This window comes from Xanthomonas sp. JAI131, from assembly GCF_013410075.1.
GTDB lineage: Bacteria > Pseudomonadota > Gammaproteobacteria > Xanthomonadales > Xanthomonadaceae > Xanthomonas_A > Xanthomonas_A bonasiae.
The window spans coordinates 211,533-233,120 of the sequence record NZ_JACCCN010000002.1 but is presented as its reverse complement, the minus strand read 5'-3'; the positions used below and the strand labels follow the sequence as shown (position 1 = coordinate 233,120).

17 protein-coding genes and 2 pseudogenes are annotated in these 21,588 nt (G+C 70.6%); 14 read left to right on the top strand and 5 right to left on the bottom strand.

Annotation, left to right across the window (positions count from 1 at the left end):
* Positions 1-10 precede the first annotated feature (10 nt).
* From HDC36_RS07820 to HDC36_RS07810, 4 genes and pseudogenes are all read right to left on the bottom strand, one after another.
* Positions 11-331 (bottom strand): STAS domain-containing protein, encoded by a 321-nt coding sequence (locus tag HDC36_RS07820; RefSeq protein ID WP_179566064.1) that lies wholly within the window; start codon positions 329-331, stop codon positions 11-13.
* A 392-nt stretch (positions 332-723) separates the two neighbouring features.
* Positions 724-2,895, bottom strand: a pseudogene (mfd, locus tag HDC36_RS23645) (transcription-repair coupling factor); the annotation flags it as partial.
* 234 nt (positions 2,896-3,129) lie between these two features.
* Positions 3,130-4,437, bottom strand: a pseudogene (locus HDC36_RS23640) (transcription-repair coupling factor); the annotation flags it as partial.
* 227 nt (positions 4,438-4,664) lie between these two features.
* Positions 4,665-5,207, bottom strand: coding sequence for a GNAT family N-acetyltransferase (locus HDC36_RS07810; protein WP_145707860.1), 543 nt, complete (start codon positions 5,205-5,207; stop codon positions 4,665-4,667).
* 115 nt (positions 5,208-5,322) lie between these two features.
* Between HDC36_RS07810 and HDC36_RS07805 the strand changes: the two genes are divergently transcribed.
* Positions 5,323-6,252 carry a cation diffusion facilitator family transporter gene (locus tag HDC36_RS07805; protein ID WP_179566061.1) on the top strand — a complete coding sequence of 310 codons (930 nt, stop codon included), beginning with the start codon at positions 5,323-5,325 and terminating at the stop codon, positions 6,250-6,252.
* Positions 6,253-6,298: 46 nt separating this feature from the next.
* Positions 6,299-7,267 (top strand): YwqG family protein, encoded by a 969-nt coding sequence (locus tag HDC36_RS07800; RefSeq protein WP_179566059.1) that lies wholly within the window; start codon positions 6,299-6,301, stop codon positions 7,265-7,267.
* 48 nt (positions 7,268-7,315) lie between these two features.
* On the opposite strand, the gene rlmJ is transcribed toward HDC36_RS07800, so the two are convergent.
* Positions 7,316-8,173, bottom strand: coding sequence for a 23S rRNA (adenine(2030)-N(6))-methyltransferase RlmJ (gene rlmJ, locus HDC36_RS07795; protein ID WP_179566057.1), 858 nt, complete (start codon positions 8,171-8,173; stop codon positions 7,316-7,318).
* A gap of 202 nt (positions 8,174-8,375) precedes the next feature.
* Here rlmJ and HDC36_RS07790 point away from each other — a divergent pair, with 202 nt between their 5' ends.
* The 12 genes from HDC36_RS07790 (at position 8,376) to HDC36_RS07735 (ending at position 21,444) form a co-directional block, all read left to right on the top strand.
* Complete coding sequence (locus tag HDC36_RS07790) at positions 8,376-9,038, top strand: response regulator transcription factor (protein WP_179566055.1); 663 nt, start codon at positions 8,376-8,378, stop codon at positions 9,036-9,038.
* The gene (locus HDC36_RS07785; RefSeq protein ID WP_179566053.1) at positions 9,035-10,483 is read left to right on the top strand and encodes an ATP-binding protein; all 1,449 of its coding nucleotides are present in this window, start codon (positions 9,035-9,037) and stop codon (positions 10,481-10,483) included. The genes HDC36_RS07790 and HDC36_RS07785 overlap by 4 nt, the downstream gene beginning before the upstream one ends.
* Before the next feature lie 367 nt (positions 10,484-10,850).
* Positions 10,851-11,207 (top strand): NirD/YgiW/YdeI family stress tolerance protein, encoded by a 357-nt coding sequence (locus HDC36_RS07780; RefSeq protein WP_179566052.1) that lies wholly within the window; start codon positions 10,851-10,853, stop codon positions 11,205-11,207.
* 154 nt (positions 11,208-11,361) lie between these two features.
* Positions 11,362-12,075, top strand: a complete 714-nt coding sequence (creB, locus tag HDC36_RS07775) for a two-component system response regulator CreB (protein ID WP_179566050.1) — start codon at positions 11,362-11,364, stop codon at positions 12,073-12,075.
* A gap of 1 nt (position 12,076) precedes the next feature.
* The gene (gene creC, locus HDC36_RS07770) at positions 12,077-13,519 is read left to right on the top strand and encodes a two-component system sensor histidine kinase CreC (RefSeq protein ID WP_179566048.1); all 1,443 of its coding nucleotides are present in this window, start codon (positions 12,077-12,079) and stop codon (positions 13,517-13,519) included.
* 692 nt (positions 13,520-14,211) lie between these two features.
* The gene (gene creD, locus HDC36_RS07765; RefSeq protein ID WP_179566046.1) at positions 14,212-15,528 is read left to right on the top strand and encodes a cell envelope integrity protein CreD; all 1,317 of its coding nucleotides are present in this window, start codon (positions 14,212-14,214) and stop codon (positions 15,526-15,528) included.
* Positions 15,529-15,553: 25 nt separating this feature from the next.
* Positions 15,554-15,988 (top strand): hypothetical protein, encoded by a 435-nt coding sequence (locus tag HDC36_RS07760; RefSeq protein WP_179566044.1) that lies wholly within the window; start codon positions 15,554-15,556, stop codon positions 15,986-15,988.
* Between the two features lie 462 nt (positions 15,989-16,450).
* A complete protein-coding gene (locus HDC36_RS07755; RefSeq protein ID WP_179566042.1) occupies positions 16,451-17,056 on the top strand; it encodes a GNAT family N-acetyltransferase in 606 nt (201 codons plus the stop codon).
* The gene (locus HDC36_RS07750; RefSeq protein WP_179566040.1) at positions 17,053-17,940 is read left to right on the top strand and encodes a carbon-nitrogen hydrolase family protein; all 888 of its coding nucleotides are present in this window, start codon (positions 17,053-17,055) and stop codon (positions 17,938-17,940) included. The genes HDC36_RS07755 and HDC36_RS07750 overlap by 4 nt, the downstream gene beginning before the upstream one ends.
* A 302-nt stretch (positions 17,941-18,242) precedes the next feature.
* Complete coding sequence (locus HDC36_RS07745; protein ID WP_179566038.1) at positions 18,243-19,325, top strand: DUF3616 domain-containing protein; 1,083 nt, start codon at positions 18,243-18,245, stop codon at positions 19,323-19,325.
* A gap of 207 nt (positions 19,326-19,532) precedes the next feature.
* Positions 19,533-20,939, top strand: coding sequence for a glutamate--tRNA ligase (gene gltX / locus HDC36_RS07740; RefSeq protein ID WP_179566036.1), 1,407 nt, complete (start codon positions 19,533-19,535; stop codon positions 20,937-20,939).
* Positions 20,940-20,955: 16 nt separating this feature from the next.
* Complete coding sequence (locus HDC36_RS07735; RefSeq protein ID WP_003472952.1) at positions 20,956-21,444, top strand: transcriptional repressor; 489 nt, start codon at positions 20,956-20,958, stop codon at positions 21,442-21,444.
* Positions 21,445-21,588: the final 144 nt, after the last annotated feature.

The window sequence follows — 21,588 nt, the reverse complement described above, 5'->3', positions numbered from 1 at the left end:
CTGGCGCCGATCAGTGGAAGGTGTCGCTGGCGCCGGGCGCGAGCGTGTCGCGCAGGCCGAGCAGGTCGAGCGCGTCGTTGACCGGCGCGCTGCAGCCGTCGAGCTGGAACGGCCGGCCCAGCGCGCGCAACGCGGCCTGGGTGGCGAGCAGCAGCTGGATGCCGGTGGCGTCGATTTCGGTGACCGCCTGCAACTGCAGCTGCAGGCCGCCGGGGTGTTCCAGCGCCGGCAACAGCAGCGGCTTCAGTTCGCCAGCGCGGCGGATGGTCATGTCGCCGTCCAGGCTCAGTTGCAGCGGCGGGGGCGGGGAGTCCGGGAGTTTCGAGCGCATGGCATGTCTCCGATTCGAGCAGGGGGAACGTCGCGAAATCCCGGCCGCGGCGCGGGTGCGAACAAGCCGGTCGGGCTTGCTGTAAGCAGATATCGGCGCCTTTTCGGAATATTTAGGCCGAAAGACGCATTTGTCTCGCAAATCCTTGACACGGATGAGCGGTTCAGGCTGGTGAGCGGTAACCCATTCCAGTTGTGGGCGAACGCCATCCGCTGACAGGTAACGGATGCATGCGCCGTGCCAACGTCGCGGTAGCGCTACCACAACAGAAAACGGCCGGGAAACCGGCCGTTTTCGCAACGTTCGCATTGTGCGCAGCCTGGGCGCGCGACTGCCTGGAGGGCATGCCGCCCTTGGCGCAGGCGTCCTGCGCGCAGCTCAGGGCCTGGCGGTCAGCGCGGCGACAGCGCCGCCAGCAGGCCGCGCGCGGCGTTGAAGCGGTCCGCCGCTTCCGGCAGCGGCAGCTTCACCTTCAGCTTGTCCGGGCCGTCCATCGCGTACAGCTTGGGCTGTTTCTGGATCATCTGGATGATGGTCATCGGATCGACGTCGGGCTTGGCCTCGAACACGATGCGGCCGCCGTTCTCGCCCAGTTCCAGCTTGCGGATGCCCAGCGTGTTGGCCTGCAGCTTGAGCTCGGCGATCGCGAACAGGTGCTTCACCGCATCCGGCAGCAGGCCGAAGCGGTCGATCATCTCCACCTGCAGTTCGCGCAGCTGCTCGCTGTCGCGCGCGCTGGAGATGCGCTTGTACAGGGTCAGGCGGGTGTGCACGTCGGGCAGGTAGTCGTCCGGGATCAGCGCCGGCACATGCAGTTCCACCTCGGCGCCGCGCGCTTCCTCGCCGGCGTCCAGGTCCGGCAGCTTGCCCTGGCGGATGCTGCGCACCGCGCGTTCCAGCAGCTCGGTGTACAGGCTGAAACCGACCTCGGCCATCTGCCCGCTCTGGTCCTCGCCGAGCAGTTCGCCGGCGCCGCGGATTTCCAGGTCGTGGGTGGCCAGGGTGAAGCCGGCGCCGAGTTCGTCCATCGAGGCGATCGCGTCCAGCCGCTTCTGCGCATCGCCGGTGATGCTGCGCCGGTCCGGCACCAGCAGGTAGGCGTAGGCGCGGTGGTGCGAGCGGCCGACGCGGCCGCGCAGCTGGTGCAGCTGGGCCAGGCCGAAGCGGTCGGCGCGGTTGATGACGATGGTGTTGGCGTTGGGGATGTCGATGCCCGATTCGATGATCGTGGTCGACAGCAGCACGTTGAAGCGCTGCTTCTGGAAATCCAGCATCACCCGTTCCAGCTCGCGCTCGGGCATCTGTCCGTGGGCGATGCCGATGCGCGCTTCGGGCACCAGCTCGCTGAGCTCGCGCTGCATGCGGCCGATGCTTTCCACGTCGTTGTGCAGGAAGTACAGCTGGCCGCCGCGCGCCAGCTCGCGCTGGAACGCTTCGCGCAGCAGCGCGTTGTCCCAGGCGGTGACGAAGGTCTGCACCGCCAGCCGGTTCGGCGGCGGGGTGGCGATGATCGACAGGTCGCGCAGCCCGGCCATGGCCATGTTCAGCGTGCGCGGGATCGGCGTGGCGGTGAGGGTGAGCAGGTGCACATTGGCGCGCAGCGCCTTCAGCGCTTCCTTCTGGCGCACGCCGAAGCGCTGTTCCTCGTCGACCACGACCAGGCCCAGGTCCTTGAACTTCACGTCCGGCTGCAGCAGGCGGTGGGTGCCGATGATCACGTCGATGCCGCCGTCGGCGACCTTCTCCAGCTCGGCCTTGATCTCCTTGGCGCTCTTGAAGCGCGACAGCACTTCCACGCGCAGCGGCCAGTCGGCGAAGCGGTCGCGGAAGTTGCGGTAGTGCTGTTCGGCCAGCAGCGTGGTCGGCACCAGCACCGCCACCTGCTTGCCGGCGCTGGCCGCGGCGAACGCGGCGCGCACCGCGACCTCGGTCTTGCCGAAGCCGACGTCGCCGCAAACCACGCGGTCCATCGGCTGGCTGCTGCCCAGGTCGCGCAGGGTGGCCTCGATCGCGGCCAGCTGGTCGGTGGTTTCCTCGAACGGGAAGCCGGCGGCGAACGGTTCGTACATGGCCCGGTCCACCTGCAGGGCCAGGCCGGCGCGGGCGCGGCGCCGCGCCTGGATCTCCAGCAGTTCGGCGGCCACGTCGCGCACCTTCTCGGCGGCGCGGCGCTTGGCCTTGGTCCATTGCTCGCCGCCCAGCGAATGCAGTGGCGCGGTTTCGGCCGAGGCGCCGGAGTAGCGGCTGATCAGGTGCAGCTGCGCGACCGGCACGTACAGGCGGTCGCCCTTGGCGTATTCGATCTCCAGGAACTCGCCGGGCATGCCGCCGGCATCGAGCACGATCAGCCCGCGGTAGCGGCCGACGCCGTGATCCTCGTGCACGATCGGCGCGCCTTCGGTCAGTTCGCCGAGGTCGCGGATGATCGCTTCCGGCTCGCGCCCGGCGCGACGCGTGCGCCGCGGCTGGCCGGCGCGTTCGGGGAACAGCTGGCGCTCGGTGAGCACCGCGATGCGCGGCTCGTCGAGGGCGAAGCCGTCGTCCAGCGGCGCCACGGCGATGGCGAATGCTGCCGGCGCAACATCGAGTCCACCGAAGCCGCCGAGCCCCTCTCCCCCCGGCGACCGAAGGGAGTCCCCGTGGGAGAGAGGGGTTGGGGTGAGGGTACGGCCGCTCGCGGTCTGCTTCCGCGCGGCTGTTGAGGACTCGGACGAAGCAGCAGCCTTTTTCGATGGGGATGGCGCGCGCGCCGTCCCCTCATCCGGCGCTTCGCGCCACCTTCTCCCGGTGGGAGAAGGGAGGAATGCCGCGAAATTGGGGATCACCTCGGGCTTCAGCCCCGCCGCGGCCAGCACTTCCAGCAGCGCTTCGCGGCGGCCCGGTGAATCGGCGGCGATCAGTACCCGGCCCGGGTAGCTGCCGAGGAAGCTCTTCAGCGCCTCGGCCGGGGCAGCGTCCTTGGCCGCCACCGGCAGCGGCGGCAGCGGCTGGTCGCCCAGCGCCTGCGCCTCGTCGATGCGCGCATGGTCGGCCGCCCACACCTCGATGCGCGGCAGGCCGTTGAGCTTTTCGCGCAGCGTGTCCGGTGCCTGGTACAGCTCTTCGGGCGCCAGCAGCGGGCGCTCCACGTCGTGGCGGCGCTGCTCGTAGCGGTTCTGGGTCTGCGCCCAGAACGCATCGGCGGCGGCGCCCACGCCCGGCGCGAGCAGCGGCAGCACCGACTCGCCCAGATAGTCGAACAGGGTGGCGGTGGCATCGCGCGCCGCGGCGCCGGCGCCGCGCGTTTCCTGGAAGAACAGCGGCAGGTAGTATTCGATGCCCGACGGCGCCAGCCGCGCCTTCAGGTCCTGGTACAGCGCGCTGCGCCGGGTGTCCACGTCGAAGCGTTCGCGCAGCGTGGCCAGCACCCGCTCCACGCTGGCATCGTCCATCGGCACTTCGCGGCCGGGCAGCATCTTCACCGCCTGCACGTGGTCCAGCGAGCGCTGCGATTCCGGGTCGAAGGCGCGGATCGAGTCGATGTCCTCGTCCAGCAGTTCGATCCGCAACGGCGTGTCCGAGCCCATCGGGTACACGTCGAGCAGGCCGCCGCGCACCGCGAAATCGCCCGGGTCCATCACCTGCGGCACGTTGCGGTAGCCGGCGCTTTCCAGGCGGCGCTTTTCCGCCTCCAGGTCCAGGCGCTGGCCCACGTGCAGGTCGAAACTGCCGCCGACGATGTAGCGCAACGGCGCCACCCGCTGCATCAGCGTCTGCACCGGTACCACCACGATGCCTTGTTGCAGGGTCGGCAGCCGGTGCAGCGCCGACAGGCGCTGGCTGACGATGTCCGGGTGCGGGCTGAACTGGTCGTAGGGCAGGGTTTCCCAATCCGGGAACGGCACCACCGGCAGGCTGTCGTCGCCGGCCAGCAGCGTGTGCAGGTCGGCCTCGATCTGGTGCGCGCTCTGGTTGTCGCGCGCGACCACCAGCAGCGGCCCGCGATGCGCCGCGGCGGCGCAGGCGATGTGCCAGGCCAGTGCGGTCGGGGACGCAGGGGCGCGCCAGAAGGCGCGGAGCTGGCCGGATTTGGGCAGCGGCGGAACGGGGAAGGAAAGAGGCGCCATTGACCGCTTAGTCTAGCAAGCCGGGATTGGGGAGTTGGGATTGGGGAGTGGCTGCAAGCCTGCGCGCGGTGTGACGTGTCGCATGGCCTGGCGGGGAGGGCCGGCGGGGCAGGCTGTTGATGTCCCCGCTGCGCTGCGCAAGCCGCCGGGCATTGCGCACCTGCGGCGGTTCGCGGTGCGCCGCTCGGGCTCGCGCCGCACCGCAGTCCGCGCGCGGCCGGCTTCGCTCAGTTGCCCAGTTCCAGCACCACGCGCACCAGCCCCGGGGTGTCCGGATGCGGCATCGGCTGGAAGCCCAGCGATTCGGCCAGCTGCAGCATCGGCAGATTGCTTTCGAGCACGTCGCCGTACAACCGGTCGAGGTACTTGCGCCGCGCCCACTTCACCAGCTTGCGCATCAGCTGCCGGCCCAGGCCCTGGCCGGCGACGAAGCTGCTGACCAGGATCGCGTACTCGGCCTCGCGGGTGCCGGGCGTGATCGCCGCGCGCGCCACCGCGCCGACCACCGCTTCGCCCGGCGGCAACGGTTCGGCCGCGACCAGGGTCAGTTCGGTCTTTGGATTGGGATGGGTCAGGCGCTGCGCCATGTCCTCGGTCAGTTCCTGCACCGAATGCAGGAACCGCTCGCGGATCTCGGTCGGCCCTAGCAGGCTGAAGGCGCCTTGCAGCGGCGCACTGTCTTCCGGCCGGATCGGCCGGATCAGCAGCTCGCGGCCGCTGGGCAAGGTGAAGTTTTCATGCCACGGAGGCATGCGGTTGCGGGTAGCCATGGCCGGATGATCCTCGACGAAGCCTCGATTCTCGCATTACCCGGGGCCGCTGCCGTGAACGCTGCGCTCACCGCGTTTGCCTACGCTAGGCGACGGTTTTCGATCAGGAGAGGCCATGTCCGGCAGCGGCGATTCGCGACGCGCCATTTTCTTCGCGCTGGGCGCCAACCTGGCCATCGCCCTGGCCAAGGGCGCGGCCGCGCTGGCCACCGGCTCGGGCGCGATGCTCGCCGAGACCGTGCACTCGCTGGCCGACTGCGGCAACCAGCTGCTTCTGCTGCTGGGCATGCGCCAGGCCAAGCGCCCGGCCAGCGCCGAATATCCGCTGGGCTATGGCCGTGCGATCTACTTCTGGTCGTTCCTGGTGGCGGTGATGCTGTTCTGCATCGGCGGCATGTTCTCGGTGTACGAAGGCGTGCACAAGCTGCTGCAGCCCGAGCCGCTGAGCAGCTGGGGCTGGGCGGTGGGCGTGCTGGGGTTCGCGCTGGTCGCCGAGGGCGTGTCGCTGCGCACCTGCCTGCAGGAGATCGCAAAGGTGCGCGGCGGGCGTTCGCTGTGGACCTGGTTCCGCGAAAGCCGCCAGGCCGAGCTGATCGTGATCTTCGGCGAGGATCTGGCGGCGTTGCTCGGCCTGGCGCTGGCGCTGGCCGCGGTGCTGCTGACGGTGCTGACCGGCAACCCGCTGTGGGATGCGCTGGGCACCATCGCCATCGGCGCGCTGCTGATCGTGGTCGCGGTGCTGGTGGCGATCGAGATCAAGGCGATGCTGATCGGGCAGAGCGTGGACCCGGCGCTGCAGCGGCAGTTGCATGCGTTCTTCCAGGGGCAGCCGGAGATCGAGCGGGTGATCCACCTGATCGCGGTGCAGCTCGGCGAGGATGTGATGGTGTCGGTGCAGGCGACGCTGCGCCAGAAGCACGACGCGGCGGCGTTGCTCGCCGATATCACCCGCATCGAGCGTGGCCTGAAGCAGCAATTCCCGGCGGTGCGCTGGAGCTTCTTCGAGCCGGAGGCGGGCGCCGCCGCGGTCGCTTCCGGCAACTGAGCGGCATTGCTACAGTGGCGCCCGGTCCATCGCGGGCGACAACGGAATGAAGACCTCGAACGCTGTGCTGCTGTCCACCGTGATCACCCTGGCGCTGGTCGCGGTGCTGGGCGGGCTGGTGCTGGGCGGCGGCTGGTGGCTAGAGCGCAATGCGCAGGTGTCGCTGCCGCCGGTCGCGCCATCGCCCCACGCAGCGTCCGCCGCGAAGGCGGAGGTGAAGGCCGACGCGGTACTGGGGCCGTACCGGCAACGCCTGGACGCCACGCGCAAGCCGGTGGCGCAGCTGCGCCTGCAGCCGATGGCGCAGGACGATCGTCTGGCCAGCAAGGTCGGCGGCCGCCCGTACTGGACCGCGGACAAGGCATACCCGCAAGACGCCCATGGCCAGCCGCTGGCGCTGCTGGCGCAGGTCGACCTGGCCAAGATGCCGCCGCTGCAGGGCTATCCCACGCACGGCATGCTGCAGTTCTTCATCGGCAGCGACGATTTCTATGGCGCCAACCTCGACGGCGCCACCGACCTGGCCGCATTGAGCGCGCAACGCAATTTCCGCGTCGTGTACTGGCCGCGGCCCGAGGCCTCGGCGCGGCAGGTCGAGGTGCCGTTGCCGGCCGCCGACACGCTGCCGTTCGATCCGGCGCATCCGCGGGCGATGCATTTCGCTGTCGGCGAAGAAACCATCGGCAGCAGCGACGTGCACTTCGAACAGGCGCTTGGCCGGCCATTGGACGAGGTTGCTGCCGCCTACGCCGGCCGCCATGCGCTGCCGCAGGACGACGTGGACGAGGCGCTGTACGACGCATTGAATCGCAGCGGGCACAAGCTCGGCGGCTATCCGGAGTTCACCCAGGAGGATCCGCGCAAGCCGCAGGATCGGCAGGTGCTGCTGCTGCAGCTGGACAGCGACGACGACATGATGTGGGGCGACAGCGGCATCGCCAACTTCTTCATCGATCCGGCCGACCTGCAGCGCGGCGATTTCAGCCGCGTCGCCTACAACTGGGATTGCTACTGACCCAGCGCGGTGCGCGGTTGCGAGGCGGCGGGAGCTCCGCGCGCCGGCTCACTCCTCGCGCTTGAGCCACTCCAGGCGCGTCGATGCGCCCGCTTCGCCCAGGTGCGTCTTCAGCGCCGGCAACGCGCTCGCCAAGGCCTGCTCGAACTGCCATGGCGGATTGAGCAGCAGCATGCCGCTGCCGTTGAGCCGCAGCGGCGAATCGTCGGGGCGCACCTGCAGTTCGGCCAGCAGCACCGACTTGGCCGGCATCGCCGCGGCCTTGCGGAAGAACGGCTGCAGGCTGCGGCGCTGCTTGATCGGATACCACACCGCGCACATCGCCTGCGGCCAGCGGGTCAGGGTCTCGCGCAGCGCCGCTGCGATCAGCGGGTACTCGGCGTCCTGCGATTCGTAGGGCGGATCGATCAGCACCAGGCCGCGGCCGATCTTGGCCGCGCCGGCCTTGGGCGGCACGAACGCCTTGATCGCCGCATAGCCGTCGCCGGCATGCACCTGCACGCGGCGGTCGCTGGCGAACAGCGCCTTCAGTTCGGCCGCTTCCTCCGGCTGCAGTTCGCAGGCGGCGAGCCGGTCCTGTTCGCGCATGGCCTGGGCGACCAGCAGCGGCGAGCCGGGGTAGGCGAGCAGGGCGCCCACCGGGTTGTCGGCCTGCACCGCGCGCAGGTAGCGCTCCAGCACTTCGGGCAAGGTGGGTTGGCCCATCAGCTTCAGCACCCCGGCCGCGGCCTCGCCGGTCTTGCGCGCCTCGCTGCCGGCGAACAGGTAGCGGCCGCGCCCGGCATGGGTGTCGAGCACGAAGAACGGGCTGTCCTTGCGCTTGAGCGCATCGATCAGCGCAAGCAGCACGGTGTGCTTGAGCGCGTCGGCATGGTTGCCGGCATGGTAGGCGTGGCGATAGTTCATCGGCGCAGTGTACGGGGCGCATCGGCGCGGAGCCATGCCGGCACGCGCCGGGCGCTGCGGCGGTCGAGCTGGCATGGCGGGTGTCGGTCCGCCAGGAACGCGCCGCGGCTCGCCTGCGCGGGTCCTCGCGGCAGCACCGCCGCGCATCGCGTATGGTCGCGGCCATCAGATTCCCTTAAGCCCGGTCCGCTATTTTTCCCCGATGCGCATCCTCCTGGTAGAAGACGATCTCTCGCTCGGCGACACCCTGCGCGCGTGGCTGAAGCTGGACGGCTACACCGTGGACTGGCTGACCCGCGGCGACGAGGCGCGCACCGCGCTGCAGGCGCAGCCCTACCAGTGCGTGCTGCTCGACCGCGGCCTGCCCGGGCTCGACGGCGACGCCCTGCTGCGCACGCTGCGCGCGGCGCGGGTGACCACGCCGGTGCTGATGATCACCGCGCGCGATGCGCTGGAAGACCGGGTGCAGGGCCTGGACCTGGGCGCCGATGACTATCTGGTCAAGCCGTTCGACCTGGAAGAGCTGTCGGCGCGCATCCGCGCCGCGTTGCGCCGGGGCGGCGGCGATCCCGCGGTGTTGCTGTCGCACGGCGAGGTGACGCTGGACCCCGTGGCCAAGCGCGTCACCCGCAACGGCGAGCCGGTGGCGCTGACCGCGCGCGAGTACGCGGTGCTGCATGCGCTGCTGGCGCGCAAGGGCCATATCGTCGGCCGCGACCAGCTCGAGGACGCGCTGTACGGCTGGGGCGAGGAAGTGGAGAGCAACGCGATCGAGGTGCACATCTCGCACCTGCGCAAGAAGCTGGGCAGCGCGTTGATCACCACCATCCGGCGCCAGGGCTACTGCCTGGGAGCGCCGCGATGAGGTGGCCGCGCTGGCGGCGCGCCGCGGCGGCCGCGCCGCAGCCGGCGGATGCGCGCTATTCGTTGCGCCGGCGGCTGATCGCCACCACGCTGGGGTCGAGCATCGCCTGCTGGCTGGTCAGCCTGGCGGTCATCGTCGGCGTGGCCTGGACCGAAACCAGCGACGTGTTCGACGATGCGCTGGAAGAAAGCGCGCGCCTGGTCGCGACCTTCGGCCCCGGCCTGTTGCACGGCGCGGCGCCATCGGAGGACGACGCGGTGGCGGACGCCGACGGCGGGGTGCGCCTGTACTACCAGATCGTCGATCGCCACGGCACGGTGCTGCGCCGCTCGGCGGACGTGCCGCGGCAGCCGTTCGTGCCGCCGGGCCAGGTACACGACGACGACACCACCACCAGCGTGCGCCACGCGCAGCGGCTGTGGCGCGTGCACGTGCTGCACGCCCGCGCGCAGGATGTCTACGTGCAGGTCGCGCAGCCGCTGGAAGAGCGCACCGAGCTGCTCGAGGACATGGCCGAGAACCTGGTGTGGCCGGCGCTGGCGCTGCTGGTGTTGCTGGCCGCGCTCAACTGGTGGGTGATCCGCCGCCAGCTGCGGCCGCTGGAGCGCCTGGCCGAGGATATCGGTCGGCAGTCGCCGCAGGCGCTGAACGCGGTGTCCGCGACCGGCCAGGCCGACGAGCTGCGCCCGATCGTGCAGGCGCTCAACGGCGTGCTCGCGCGGCTGGGCGAGGCGCTGCAGGCCGAGCGCCGCTTCACCGCCGATGCGGCGCACGAACTGCGCACGCCGCTGGCCGGGCTGCGCATGAAGATCCAGCTGATGCAGCGCAGCCACGCGGCGACCCTGGACCCGGCGCAGCGCCAGGACCTGGCGACGTTGCGCGCCGACGTGGACCGCGCCACGGCGCTGGTGGACAACCTGCTGATGCTGGCGCGGCTGGATCCGCAGCAACCCGGCAGCCTGGCCTGCGCGGCCGTGGCGTTGCCGGCGCTGGTCGACGCGGTACTGGCCGACATCGCGCCCGCGGCGGCGGCCAAGCGCATCGGACTGCACGTGGACATCGGCGTGGACACGGTCTGGGCGCATGGCGAATTGTTGCGCAGCGCGCTGCGCAACCTGCTCGACAACGCGGTGCGCTACGGCAGGGCGGAAGGCCAGGTCCGCATCGACGCCACCGCGGTGCGCGGCGCCACGGGGGCGCTATCGGCGGTGCGCATCGTCGTGCGCGACGACGGCCCCGGCGTGGCGCCGGGCGACCTGGCCCGGCTCACCCAGCGTTTCTTCCGCGTGCTCGGCAATGCCGGGCAGGGCAGCGGGCTGGGCCTGTCGCTGGTGGAGCGCATCGTCGCCCTGCACGGCGGGCAGTTGCGCCTGGACTCCGGCGGCCAGGGCATGGGGCTGGCGGTGCGCATCGAGTTGCCGCAGCGCGAGCCGGTGGCCGGATAGAACGTTGCTTGTCGCCATACGCAGCGCCGATCGGCGTCGCGTCGTGGGTGTGTTCGCGCTGGGCGATCGACAACGGCGGCATGTGCGATGCGCAATGCGAACCCGCCGACCCAGGCGGCGCGTCGCTTTGTGCGAGATGCCAAGCCTGGAACGCGACATGCGCCGGCGCTGCGTGCGTACGGCTCCCGAGAAGCGCCAGATGCCATGCGTGCCGTCGAAGCTGCGCCGGGAGCATGCCGATCGACGCCGCTCCCGATCCAGGCGGTGCGCCTGAATCGCAGTCCGAGGCATCAGATCCACTTCAGGTTCGCGCGTTCCAATGGCGTCCATGGCGATCGGCCATGACATCGACCCCAAGGAGCACTCCATGCGCAAGACCCTTCTTTCCGCGTTTGCCGCCGCCATCGCCGTCCTCGCCAGTGGCCAGGCCATCGCGCAATACACCGGCCCCAGCAGCGTGCCGGTGACCACGGTCAAGCAGTTGCTGGAGCAGGGCAAGGACGAACAGCAGGTGGTGCTGCGCGGGAACATCGTGTCCCACGACGGCGGCGACCGCTACACCTTCCGCGACGCGACCGGCAGCGTGAAGGTCGAGATCGATGCGCACCGGCTGCCGGCCGGGCGTGCGTTCGACGACAAGGCGCAGGTCGAGCTGCTGGGCGAGTTCGACAAGGACTTCCGTTCCGCCGAAGTCGAAGTGGACGAGGTGCGCTTCCTGCGCTGAGCCGGCGCAGCATCGCGGCGTGGCGTTGGCCGCTGCGCCGCGCTGCGGCAGGCCATGGCCGCGCGCGGGCGCCGACGGCGTGCGCCGGACCCGGGCCGCACGCGCCGCCGCGTTTCGGCCAGCCGGCCGCTGCACGCCGCGCTCCGCTACGGCTATGCTGCGCGCCATGTCCGCGTCCACCGCCCCGTGTGTCCTCGTCGTCGAGGACGAATCCGCCATCGCCGATACCGTGCTGTACGCCTTGCGCAGCGAGGGCTACCAGGTACGGCACTGCCTGCTCGGGCGCGAGGCGCTGGTGCAGGCGCGCGCTGGCGGCATCGACGTGGTGGTGCTGGATGTCGGCCTGCCCGACCTGGGCGGCTTCGAGGTATGCCGCGAACTGCGCAGCTTCAGCCAGGTGCCGGTGATCTTCCTGACCGCGCGCAACGACGAAATCGACCGCGTGCTCGGCCTGGAACTGGGCGCCGACGACTACATGGCAAAACCATTCTCGCCACGCGAACTGGTCGCGCGGGTGCGTGCGCGGCTGCGGCGCCCAGCGCCTGCGGCGAGTGCGGAAGCGGAACAGGGCTGGCAGCGGCACGGCGCGTTCGCGATCGACCGCGACGGCCGCCGTATCCACTACGGCGACGCCGCCCTGGACCTGACCCGCTACGAATACGCGCTGCTGGCCGCGCTGCTGCAGCGCCCCGGGGCCATCCTCAGCCGCGCGCAACTGATGGACCGCGGCTGGGACAGCAGCGCCGACAGCGCCGACCGCACCGTGGATACCCACATCAAGACGCTGCGCGCCAAGCTGCGCGCGGCCGGCGCCGCGCACGACCCGATCCGCACCCATCGCGGTATCGGCTACGCGCTGGAGCAGTGAGATGCGGCTGGGGCTGAGGCTGTTCCTGGGCTTCTTCCTGATCGTCGGCGTCGCCGCGTTCTTCGTGATGCGGGTGTTCGTCAACGAGGTCAAGCCCGGCGTGCGCCAGGCGATGGAATCGACCCTGGTGGACGCGGCCAACGTGCTGGCGCAGATGGCAGCCACCGACCTCAAGGCCGGGCGCATCGACAGCGGCGCCTTCGCTCGCGACCTCGGCGCGGCGCAGCGGCGCAATCCGCGCGCGATGGTGTGGCGCTTCCCCAAGCGCAGCGTCGACTACCGGGTCACCATCACCGACGCGGCCGGCGTGGTGGTGTTCGATTCGCGCGGCCAGGACCTGGGCCGCGACAACTCGCGCTGGAACGACGTCTACCGCACCCTGCGCGGCGAATACGGCGCGCGCTCCAGCGCCGAGGGCGACGGCGACCCCAACCACACGGTGATGCACGTGGCCGCGCCGATCTACGATCCGGACGACGCCCGCCGCCTGATCGGCGTGCTGACCCTGTCGCAGCCCAACCGCAGCATCGAGCCGTTCATCGTCGCCAGCCAGCGCAGCATCCTGTTGCGCGGCGCCTGGCTGATCGGCATCTCCGCGCTGATCGGGCTGCTGATGACCTGGGGCCTGTTGCGCGGCATCGGCCGCCTCAACCGCTACGCGCAGGCGGTCAGCGCCGGCGAGCCGGTGCCGCCGCCGCCGCCGCGCCGCGACGAGATCGGCGACCTCGGTCGCGCGCTGGAGACGATGCGGCGCAAGCTCGAGGGCAAGGCCTATGTCGAGCAGTACGTGCAGTCGCTGACCCACGAAATGAAGAGTCCGCTGGCGGCGATCCGCGGCGCCGCCGAACTGCTGCAGGAACCGCTGCCGGAGGCGGAGCGTCAACGCTTCGTGCGCAACATCGCCGAGCAGCAGCAGCGCCTCACCGAAACCATCGACAAGCTGCTGGCGCTGGCCGAGATCGAGCAGCACGGCTGGCTGCAGCGGCGCGAGCGCATCGCGCTGGCGCCGCTATTCGCGCAGTTGCAGGAGGCATTGGCGCCGCAGCTGCTCGCCAGCGGCGTGCAACTGCAGGTGCAGGTGCCGGACGCGGAGCTGGCGCTGGTTGGGGATCCGTATCTGCTGCGCCAGGCCCTGCACAATTTGCTCGACAACGCGATCGCGTTCTCGGCGGATGGCGGGGTCGTGGTGCTGCGTGCCGAGCGCGACGCGGACGCGCGCATCGCGCTGCTGGTGGAGGACGCAGGCCCCGGAGTTCCCGATTACGCGCTGGAGCGGGTGTTCGAACGCTTCTATTCGCTGGCGCGGCCGGCCACCGGGCAGCGCAGTTCCGGCCTGGGCCTGCCGTTCGTGCGCGAAGTGGCGCGGCTGCATGGCGGCGAAGCCAGCCTGCGCAACCGCGCGACTGGCGGCGCGGTGGCGCGGCTGTCGCTGCCGGCCGCCTGAGCGGGGCCTGGATCCAGCGCAGGATCGGCTCCGGCGTGGTCCCAAGCCATCGGTTCCGACGGTGTGCGTGACCGCTGCGGCGCAAGGCTTCGCTCGTCGCGACTGAAGTCGCTCCCACAAGGGACTCGCGGCCAACTGGATGGGGGCACTGTAGGAGGGGCTTCAGCCCCGACAGACAGCCGGCAGCATTGGGATGCCTGGCTTCGCTCGTCGCGGCTGAAGCCGCTCCTACAGGGGGGCTTGCGGCCAGCTTCCTGGGTGCACTGTAGGAGGGGCTTCAGCCCCGACAGATAGCCGGCAGCATTGGGATGCCTGGCTTCGCTCGTCGCGGCTGAAACCGCTCCTACAGGGGGCTTGCGGCCAGCTTCCTGGGTGCATTGTAGGAGGGGCTTCAGCCCCGACAGATAGCCGGCAGCATTGGGATGCCTGACTCCGCTCGTCGCGGCTGAAGCCGCTCCTACAGGGGGCTTGCGGCCAGCTTCCTGCGTGCACTGTAGGAGGGGCTTCAGCCCCGACGCTGTTCGCCGCCGATGCTGGTCCCGACATCGCTCGCAAGCGAACGCCTTGCGCGATGGCGTTTGCGGCCCGCCTCAGGCACGCACGCCACCCACTTCACACTCGCTTCAAATTCGCCTCAAACCCCGCACACGCAGGCGCGGCACCCTGGCGTCCTCCATCACCGAGGACCGCCGATGAAATCCCTCAAGCTCGTTCTGCGATTCGCCACCATCGGCGGATTGATCCTGTTGCTGCTGATCCCGTTGTTGATGATCCGCGGCACCGTGCAAGACCGCCAGCGCTACCGCGACCAGGCGGTGGAACGCGTGTCGCAAAGCAAGGCCGGCGAACAGCGCCTGCTCGGTCCGCTGCGCGTGGTGCCGTGGACGCAGGTGCGCGATGTCGCGGTGGTCGATGCCGACGGCAAGCGCAGCGTCAAGCGCGAAACCGAAAGCGGCTACGACCTGCAGACGCCGAGGCATCTGGCGATCAGCGGCGAGCTGAAGCCGTCGCAGCGCAGCATCGGCCTGTTCAAGGTGCAGGTGTACAGCTGGCATGCGCGGCTCAAGGCGCAGTTCGACGATCTCGACTATGAGGCGGTCGAAGGCCGCAGCTATGGCCAGCCGTATCTGGTGGTCGGCCTCCAGGACGTGCGCGGCCTGGTCGGCACGCCCAACCTGCGCACCGACGGCAAGGCGCTGGCGCTGCAGCCGGGTTCGCTGGCGCTCGCCGGCCAGTCCAAGGGCGTGCATGCGCTGCTGCCGGCGCTGGCGGATACGCGTCAAGGCACGCTCACCGACTTGCACAGCGTGGAAATGGAATTCGTGCTCGACGGTACCCAGGGCCTGTCGATCGTACCGGTCGGCGACGACAACCAGATCGCGCTGACCTCGCCGTGGCCGCATCCGCTGTTCGGCGGCCGCTTCCTGCCCAACGAGCGCCGCATCACCGAGCAGGGCTTCCAGGCCAGCTGGGCGCTGTCGTCGCTGGCCACCGGCGCGCAGGCGCAGCTGTTCTCCGGCGGCGACATCGATGCGCTGCGCGTGGACCTGGTCGATCCGGTCGACGTCTACACCCAGGCCGATCGCGCCAGCAAGTACGGCATCCTGTTCGTGGTGCTGACCTTCGTCGCCTTCGCCCTGTTCGAACTGATCAAGCGCCTGCCGATCCATCCGCTGCAATACCTGCTGGTCGGCCTGGCGCTGGCGATCTTCTTCCTGCTGCTGCTCAGCCTGTCCGAGCACATCCCGTTCTGGCAGGCCTACCTGGTCTCGGCGGTGGCCTGCATCGGCCTGCAGTTCTTCTACCTGTCCGGGGTGTTGCGCAGCCGCGGCCGCGCGGCCGGCTTCGCCAGCATGCTCACCGTGCTGTACGGCGCCCTGTACGGACTGCTGGCGTCGGAAGACAACGCCTTGCTGATGGGCTCGCTGCTGCTGTTCGGCATCCTCGCCGCGATCATGTGGATCACCCGCAAGATCGACTGGTACGAACTCGGCGCGGCATTGCGCTGAGCCGGCACGCGATCAGGACTCCGCCATGTCGGCACATACCCATCTGCATCGTCGCGTCCAGGCCCTGCTGCCGGACGCGCTGGACACGCGCGGCCTGCACCGCGGCAACGCCGGCGCGAGCCTGGCGCGCAGCGCGCAGGCGGCGCTGGTCACCGCCGCCGACCGCGGCGGCGCCCTGTGGTTGCGGCTGAGCGAGCGCAGCCGCGATGCGCTGGTCGCGCAGGGCCTGGCGTTCCTGGCGGCGGCGCAGCAGGCCCGCGCCGCCTTGCCCGGCGAGGCCGAACCCTGGCGCTACTGCGCCTGGCGCGCGCTGCGCCGCGATTCGGCCTGGGCGCAGGCCGCCGGGCAGGCCGCGCAGGCCAGCCATGGCCCCGGCTTCGTGACCTGGGAAGCGCAGGGACGCGCGCGGCTGCTGGTGCTGCCGGCGCAGGCGGCGCTGCTGTGCCGCTGGTGGCGGTGAAGCGATCACCGATGCGGGCCAAGCGCGGCTTCGCGTGCCGCCCTCGTTCCCGGCATCGCGAGCGTCGGTCGTGGTCGGGCTGGCGAGCGGAGGCACAGGCAAGCGCGATCGCGACGGCGTAGCGGCCACGGACGCCGCGACGGGACGCAGCAACGGACAGGAAGCACGACGCCAGGGACGGCGGCATGGATGGATCGAGCAGGACGGCGCGATCGTGCGCGGCAACCGCGGCCAAGGACGCCGCCGCAGGACGCAGCAACCGGCAGGAGGCCCGGCGCCAGGGAAGGTGTCATGGATGGCACGGGCAATCGCGATCGCGCGACGCCATCGCGGCCATGGAGGCCGCGGCAGGACGCAGGACCGGGCAGGGACGCCCAGCGCCAGGGATGGCGACAGGAGTGAATCGACCAGGGCATCGCCAAGCCGGCAGCGCCACGGAAACGCCTGCGGTAGAGTTCACGGATGGACTCTCCGCTTCCCATCCAGCGCCTGCGCGGCGCGCAGATCGCCCCGTTCCTGGACGATGTCGCGCGGCTGCGCATCGCCGTGTTCCGCGACTGGCCGTACCTGTACGCAGGCGACCTGGACTACGAGCGCGAGTATCTGTCCGCCTACGCCGCCTCGCCCGACAGCGTGTTCGTGCTGGCGCGCCACGGCGACCGCGTGATCGGCGCCTCCACCGGGCTGCCGCTCGGCGACGATGCCGAGGCGTTCGGCGCGGCCTTCGCCGGCAGCGACATCGCGGTATCGGAGGTGTTCTATTTCGGCGAATCGGTGCTGTTGCCCGCGTATCGCGGCCGCGGCGTCGGCCATGCCTTCTTCGATCATCGCGAGGCGCATGCGCGCGCGCTCGGCCGCTTCGCGCTGACCGCGTTCTGCGCGGTGGACCGCGATCCCGACGATCCGCGCCGCCCGCCCGGCTACCGCGGCAACGACGCGTTCTGGCACAAGCGCGGCTACGTGCGGCAGCCGTCGCTGCGCATGCAGCTGGCGTGGGACGAACTGGAGCGCGGCGAGATCCTGCATACCCTGAGTTTCTGGACCCGCCCGCTGGAGCCCGCCGCATGAAGATCGCCGTCGCCAAGTACCCGATCGGCGCGCCGGTCGATTTCGCCGCCTTCGCCGACAAGCAGGCGGCCCTGATCGGCCAGGCCGCGCAGGCCGGCGCGCAGCTGGCGGTGCTGCCGGAATACCTGTCGCTGGAACTGGCCGCGACCTTCGCCAGCGCCGTGTCCGAGGACCTGCCGGCCTCGCTGGCGGCGATCCAGGCGCTGCATCCGCAGTACCTGGCGCTGTTCGCGCAGCTGGCGCAGCGGCATCGCCTGCATCTGGTCGCCGGCAGCTTCCTGCTGGCCAGCGGCGAGGGCCGTTACCGCAACCGCGCCTACTGGTTCGCGCCCGACGGCAGCCACGGCTGGCAGGACAAGCTGCAGCTGACCGGCTTCGAGAAGGCCACCGGCCTGATCGACGGCGGCGACGCGCTGAAGGTGTTCGCGGCGGGCGACGGCGTGCGCGCCGGCGTGGCGGTCTGCTACGACAGCGAATTCCCGCTGCCGGTGCGCGCCCAGTACGAGGCCGGCGCGCGGCTGCTGGTGGTGCCCAGCTGCACCGATACCGAGGCCGGCGCCACCCGCGTGCGCATCGGCTGCCTGGCGCGTGCGCTGGAGAACCGCATCTTCGTCGCCCAGTCGGTCACCGCCGGCCTGGCCGAATGGAGCCCGGCGCTGGACGTGAACACCGGCGAGGCGGCGATCTACGCGCCGATGGACGCCGGCTTCCCGGCCGACGGCATCGTCGCGCAGACCCGGGGCGAGCAGGTCTGGGCGCTCGCCGAGCTGGACTTCGCCGCGTTCGAGGCCAGCCGCGCCCGCGCCCAGGTCGCCAACGACCGCGACTGGCGCGGTCAGCTGGCGCCGGCCATCGTGCGCGCGGAGCTGGGCGGCTTCGAGTAGCCGGCTGGTCGATCCACGCGCAGGCGCTGGACTCGGCTGGCCATCACCGGTGCCGCGCTAGCGCGCCATGCTTGGTGCAGCGCGGATCGGTCGCGCCACTGCCAGCGTGGTTTTGCGCCCAAGGCGTTCACTCACATGCCGAACAGTGCTGGGCCAGCAGCCGCGCGCCGAGGCCATGACCAAGGCTGCGGCGCGCGAACTGCATTCGCCAGCCGCCGCCGCATGCGTTGCGCAACATACGCCATCCGAACGCACGATGCGCTCTGCTGTCGCTTCCGCTCCGCTACCGGCCTACCGCTCCGATGCCCAAGACCCTGCTGCCGCACGCCGTACGCCTGGAATTCGCGCCCGGCGCGCTGGTCCACGCCAACCTGTCCGGCGCCGCCTTCACCGACGACTGGCTGTGGGTGGCCGGTGACGAAGCCTGCGCGGTCGATCGCCTGCGTGCGCTGGCACCGGTGGGCGGCGAGGCGCTGCGTTTCGGCGAAGGCCGCAGCTTCGCCCTCGGCGAGCTGCTCGACCTGCCCGGCGACCACGACGAGGAGGCCGACCTGGAAGGCATGGCGCTGTCGCCCGGCTATCTGTGGGTGGTCGGCTCGCATGGCATGAAGCGCAAGAACGCCAAGCCCGACCGCGACGACGCCGACAACGGCAAGCGCCTGGCCAAGCTCAAGCTCGACGCCAACCGGCGCCTGCTCGCCTGCCTGCCGATCGAGCGCGATGCCGACGGCGCGCCGCAGCTGGTGCGCGACACCGCCGATGGCCGCCGCGCGCTGCGGCTGAAGGGCGATGCCAAACACAACCAGCTCACCGAGCTGCTTGAAGACGATCCGCATTTCGGCGCCTACCTGAAGATCCCCGGCAAGGACAACGGCTTCGATATCGAAGGCATGGCGGTGGACGGCCAGCGCCTGCTGCTGGGCCTGCGCGGCCCGGTGCTGCGCGGTTGGGCCGGATTGCTGGAGATCGCGGTGGAGGCGCACCACGACCATCTGCGGCTGGTGCCGCTGGACGCGCAGGGCACCTTGCTGCGCAAGCATTTCCTGCAGCTGGGCGGGCTGGGCGTGCGCGACCTGCACTTCCACGGCGAGGACCTGTACCTGCTGGCCGGCCCGACCATGGTGCTGAACGGCGAGATCCGCCTGTTCCGCTGGCCCGGCGCGCGCGCGGCGCTGGCCGCCAACCGCGAACCGGTGCGGTTCCAGCGCGAGCTGGTCAAGTCGCTGGTGCTGCCGCACGGCGAGGACAGCGACCGCGCCGAAGCCCTGTGCAACCTGCCGCCGGCGCTGTCCGGCGGCGTGCCGAGCTGGCTGGTGCTGTACGACGCGCCGGGGCCGGCGCGCAGCGACGGCGAGTGCGTCGTGCATGGCGATCTGCTGCGTTAGCGCCTGTCCCAATCGTGGTGGCAGGCCCTGCCAGGGTCTTTTGTAGGAGCGGCTTCAGCCGCGACAGGTACTCTCCGGTAAGGTCATGTCGCGGCTGAAGCCGCTCCTACAATGGAAACGCCCAGGCACGGCGCCGCACCGCCGCTCCGGGCAATGCAGGGCACGGCGGGGTAAAATCGCCCGATTCCCGTTTGCTCCGAGCGTTCCATGGCCTGCCGCACCCGTTTCGCCCCCAGTCCCACCGGTTACCTGCACATCGGCGGCGCGCGCACCGCGCTGTACTGCTGGCTGGAGGCGCGCCACCGCGGCGGCGAGTTCGTGCTGCGCATCGAGGACACCGACCGCGAGCGCAGCACCCAGGCGGCGATCGACGCCATCCTCGAAGCGATGGACTGGCTCGGCCTGGACTACGACGAGGGCCCGGTCTACCAGACCCAGCGCATCGCCCGCTACCAGGAAGTGGCCGAACAGCTGCTCGCCGCCGGCAAGGCCTACTACGCCTACGAGACCCGCGCCGAACTCGACGCGATGCGCGAGGCGGCGATGGCCAAGCAGGAAAAGCCGCGCTACAACGGCGCCGCGCGCGAGCAGGGCCTGCCATACCGCGACGATCCGAACCGGGTGATCCGCTTCAAGAACCCGGTCGGCGGCAGCGTGGTGTTCGACGACCTGATCAAGGGCCGCATCGAGATCGCCAACAGCGAGCTCGACGACATGGTCATCTTCCGCCCCGACGGCTACCCCACCTACAACTTCGCGGTGGTGGTGGACGACTGGGACATGGGCATCACCGAGGTCATCCGCGGCGACGACCACATCAACAACACCCCGCGCCAGATCAACATCTACGAAGCGCTGGGCGCGCCGGTGCCGAAGTTCGCGCACATGCCGATGATCCTGGACGAGCAGGGCGCCAAGCTGTCCAAGCGCACCGGCGCGGCCGACGTGATGCAGTACAAGGATGCCGGCTACCTGCCGCACGCGCTGATCAACTACCTGGCGCGGCTGGGCTGGTCGCACGGCGACCAGGAACTGTTCGGCCGCCAGGAGCTGATCGACCTGTTCGACGTCAAGGACGTCAACTCCAAGGCCGCGCGGCTGGACATGGCCAAGCTCGGCTGGGTCAACCAGCACTACCTGAAGACCGACGACCCGGCCACGATCGCGCCGCAGCTGGAGGACCAACTGGCCAAGCTCGGCATCGACCCGGCCGCCGGCCCGGCCGCCGCCGACGTGGTGGTGGCGCTGCGCGAGCGCGTGCAGACGCTGAAGGAAATGGCCGAGAAGGCGGTGGTCTGGTACCGGCCGCTGGAGACCTACGACGAGGCCGCGGTGGCCAAGCACCTGAAACCGGGCGCCGAACTGGCGCTGGGCAAGGCGCGCGAGCTGCTGGCCGCGTTGGGGCAGTGGAGCGTGGACGGCGTGTCCGCCGCGCTGCACGACGCCGCCGCGGCGCTGGAGATCGGCATGGGCAAGGTGGCGCAGCCGCTGCGCGTGGCCATCACCGGCACCCAGGTCAGCCCGGATATCTCGCACACGGTGTACCTGGCCGGGCGCGAACAGGCCTTGAAACGCATCGATGCCGCGCTCATCAAGATCCCAGCGGGAAGCTGATTCCCCGGAGAAGCCCATGTCCAGCAAGAAGACCGCCTGCACCGAGCCGCACCACCACGTCCACGACGCCGACGACTTCGTCAAGGTGGTGGAGCGGGTGAGCCGCGAACGCGGGCTGCGGCTGACCCCGATCCGCGCCAACGTGCTGCGCCTGATCGCCGAGGCGGGGCGGCCGGTGAAGGCCTACGACCTGCTGGAATGGGTGCGCGAGGGCAAGAGCGTGGGCGCCGATGCGCCGCCCACCGTGTACCGCGCGCTGGATTTCCTGATGGCCAACGGCTTCGTGCACAAGCTCGAGTCGGTCAACGCCTTCGTCGCCTGCCACCATCCCAGCAGCGCGCAGCACTCGGTGCCGTTCCTGATCTGCGACCGCTGCCACAGCGCGGTCGAACTGGAGGACCGCGACGTGGTCGCGCAACTGGAACAGCGCGCCAAGGCGCTGGGCTTCCAGCCGCAGGCGCAGACCCTGGAAGTGCACGGGCTGTGCGCGCGCTGCGCGGGGTAGGGCGTTGCGCTGTCGGCGGCGCGGATGTCCATGGGTTGCAGGGCGGCGCCGGCATGATGCGATTGCCGCGCACGCGCGGCGGCGACGCTACGGCCGCCGATCGCCGTCGCTGACCCCGGCCACCGCCGTCGCATCGACAGCCGA

Coding starts and splice junctions, on each gene's coding strand:
- HDC36_RS07755 (WP_179566042.1), top strand. CDS start 16,451: ATGGACTCTCCGCTTCCCATCCAGCGCCTGCGCGGCGCGCAGATCGCC.
- HDC36_RS07780 (WP_179566052.1), top strand. CDS start 10,851: ATGCGCAAGACCCTTCTTTCCGCGTTTGCCGCCGCCATCGCCGTCCTC.
- creB (WP_179566050.1), top strand. CDS start 11,362: ATGCTGCGCGCCATGTCCGCGTCCACCGCCCCGTGTGTCCTCGTCGTC.
- HDC36_RS07820 (WP_179566064.1), bottom strand. CDS start 331: ATGCGCTCGAAACTCCCGGACTCCCCGCCCCCGCCGCTGCAACTGAGC.
- HDC36_RS07760 (WP_179566044.1), top strand. CDS start 15,554: ATGTCGGCACATACCCATCTGCATCGTCGCGTCCAGGCCCTGCTGCCG.
- creC (WP_179566048.1), top strand. CDS start 12,077: ATGCGGCTGGGGCTGAGGCTGTTCCTGGGCTTCTTCCTGATCGTCGGC.
- HDC36_RS07790 (WP_179566055.1), top strand. CDS start 8,376: ATGCGCATCCTCCTGGTAGAAGACGATCTCTCGCTCGGCGACACCCTG.
- gltX (WP_179566036.1), top strand. CDS start 19,533: ATGGCCTGCCGCACCCGTTTCGCCCCCAGTCCCACCGGTTACCTGCAC.
- HDC36_RS07745 (WP_179566038.1), top strand. CDS start 18,243: ATGCCCAAGACCCTGCTGCCGCACGCCGTACGCCTGGAATTCGCGCCC.
- HDC36_RS07810 (WP_145707860.1), bottom strand. CDS start 5,207: ATGGCTACCCGCAACCGCATGCCTCCGTGGCATGAAAACTTCACCTTG.
- rlmJ (WP_179566057.1), bottom strand. CDS start 8,173: ATGAACTATCGCCACGCCTACCATGCCGGCAACCATGCCGACGCGCTC.
- HDC36_RS07800 (WP_179566059.1), top strand. CDS start 6,299: ATGAAGACCTCGAACGCTGTGCTGCTGTCCACCGTGATCACCCTGGCG.
- HDC36_RS07735 (WP_003472952.1), top strand. CDS start 20,956: ATGTCCAGCAAGAAGACCGCCTGCACCGAGCCGCACCACCACGTCCAC.
- HDC36_RS07805 (WP_179566061.1), top strand. CDS start 5,323: ATGTCCGGCAGCGGCGATTCGCGACGCGCCATTTTCTTCGCGCTGGGC.
- HDC36_RS07750 (WP_179566040.1), top strand. CDS start 17,053: ATGAAGATCGCCGTCGCCAAGTACCCGATCGGCGCGCCGGTCGATTTC.
- HDC36_RS07785 (WP_179566053.1), top strand. CDS start 9,035: ATGAGGTGGCCGCGCTGGCGGCGCGCCGCGGCGGCCGCGCCGCAGCCG.
- creD (WP_179566046.1), top strand. CDS start 14,212: ATGAAATCCCTCAAGCTCGTTCTGCGATTCGCCACCATCGGCGGATTG.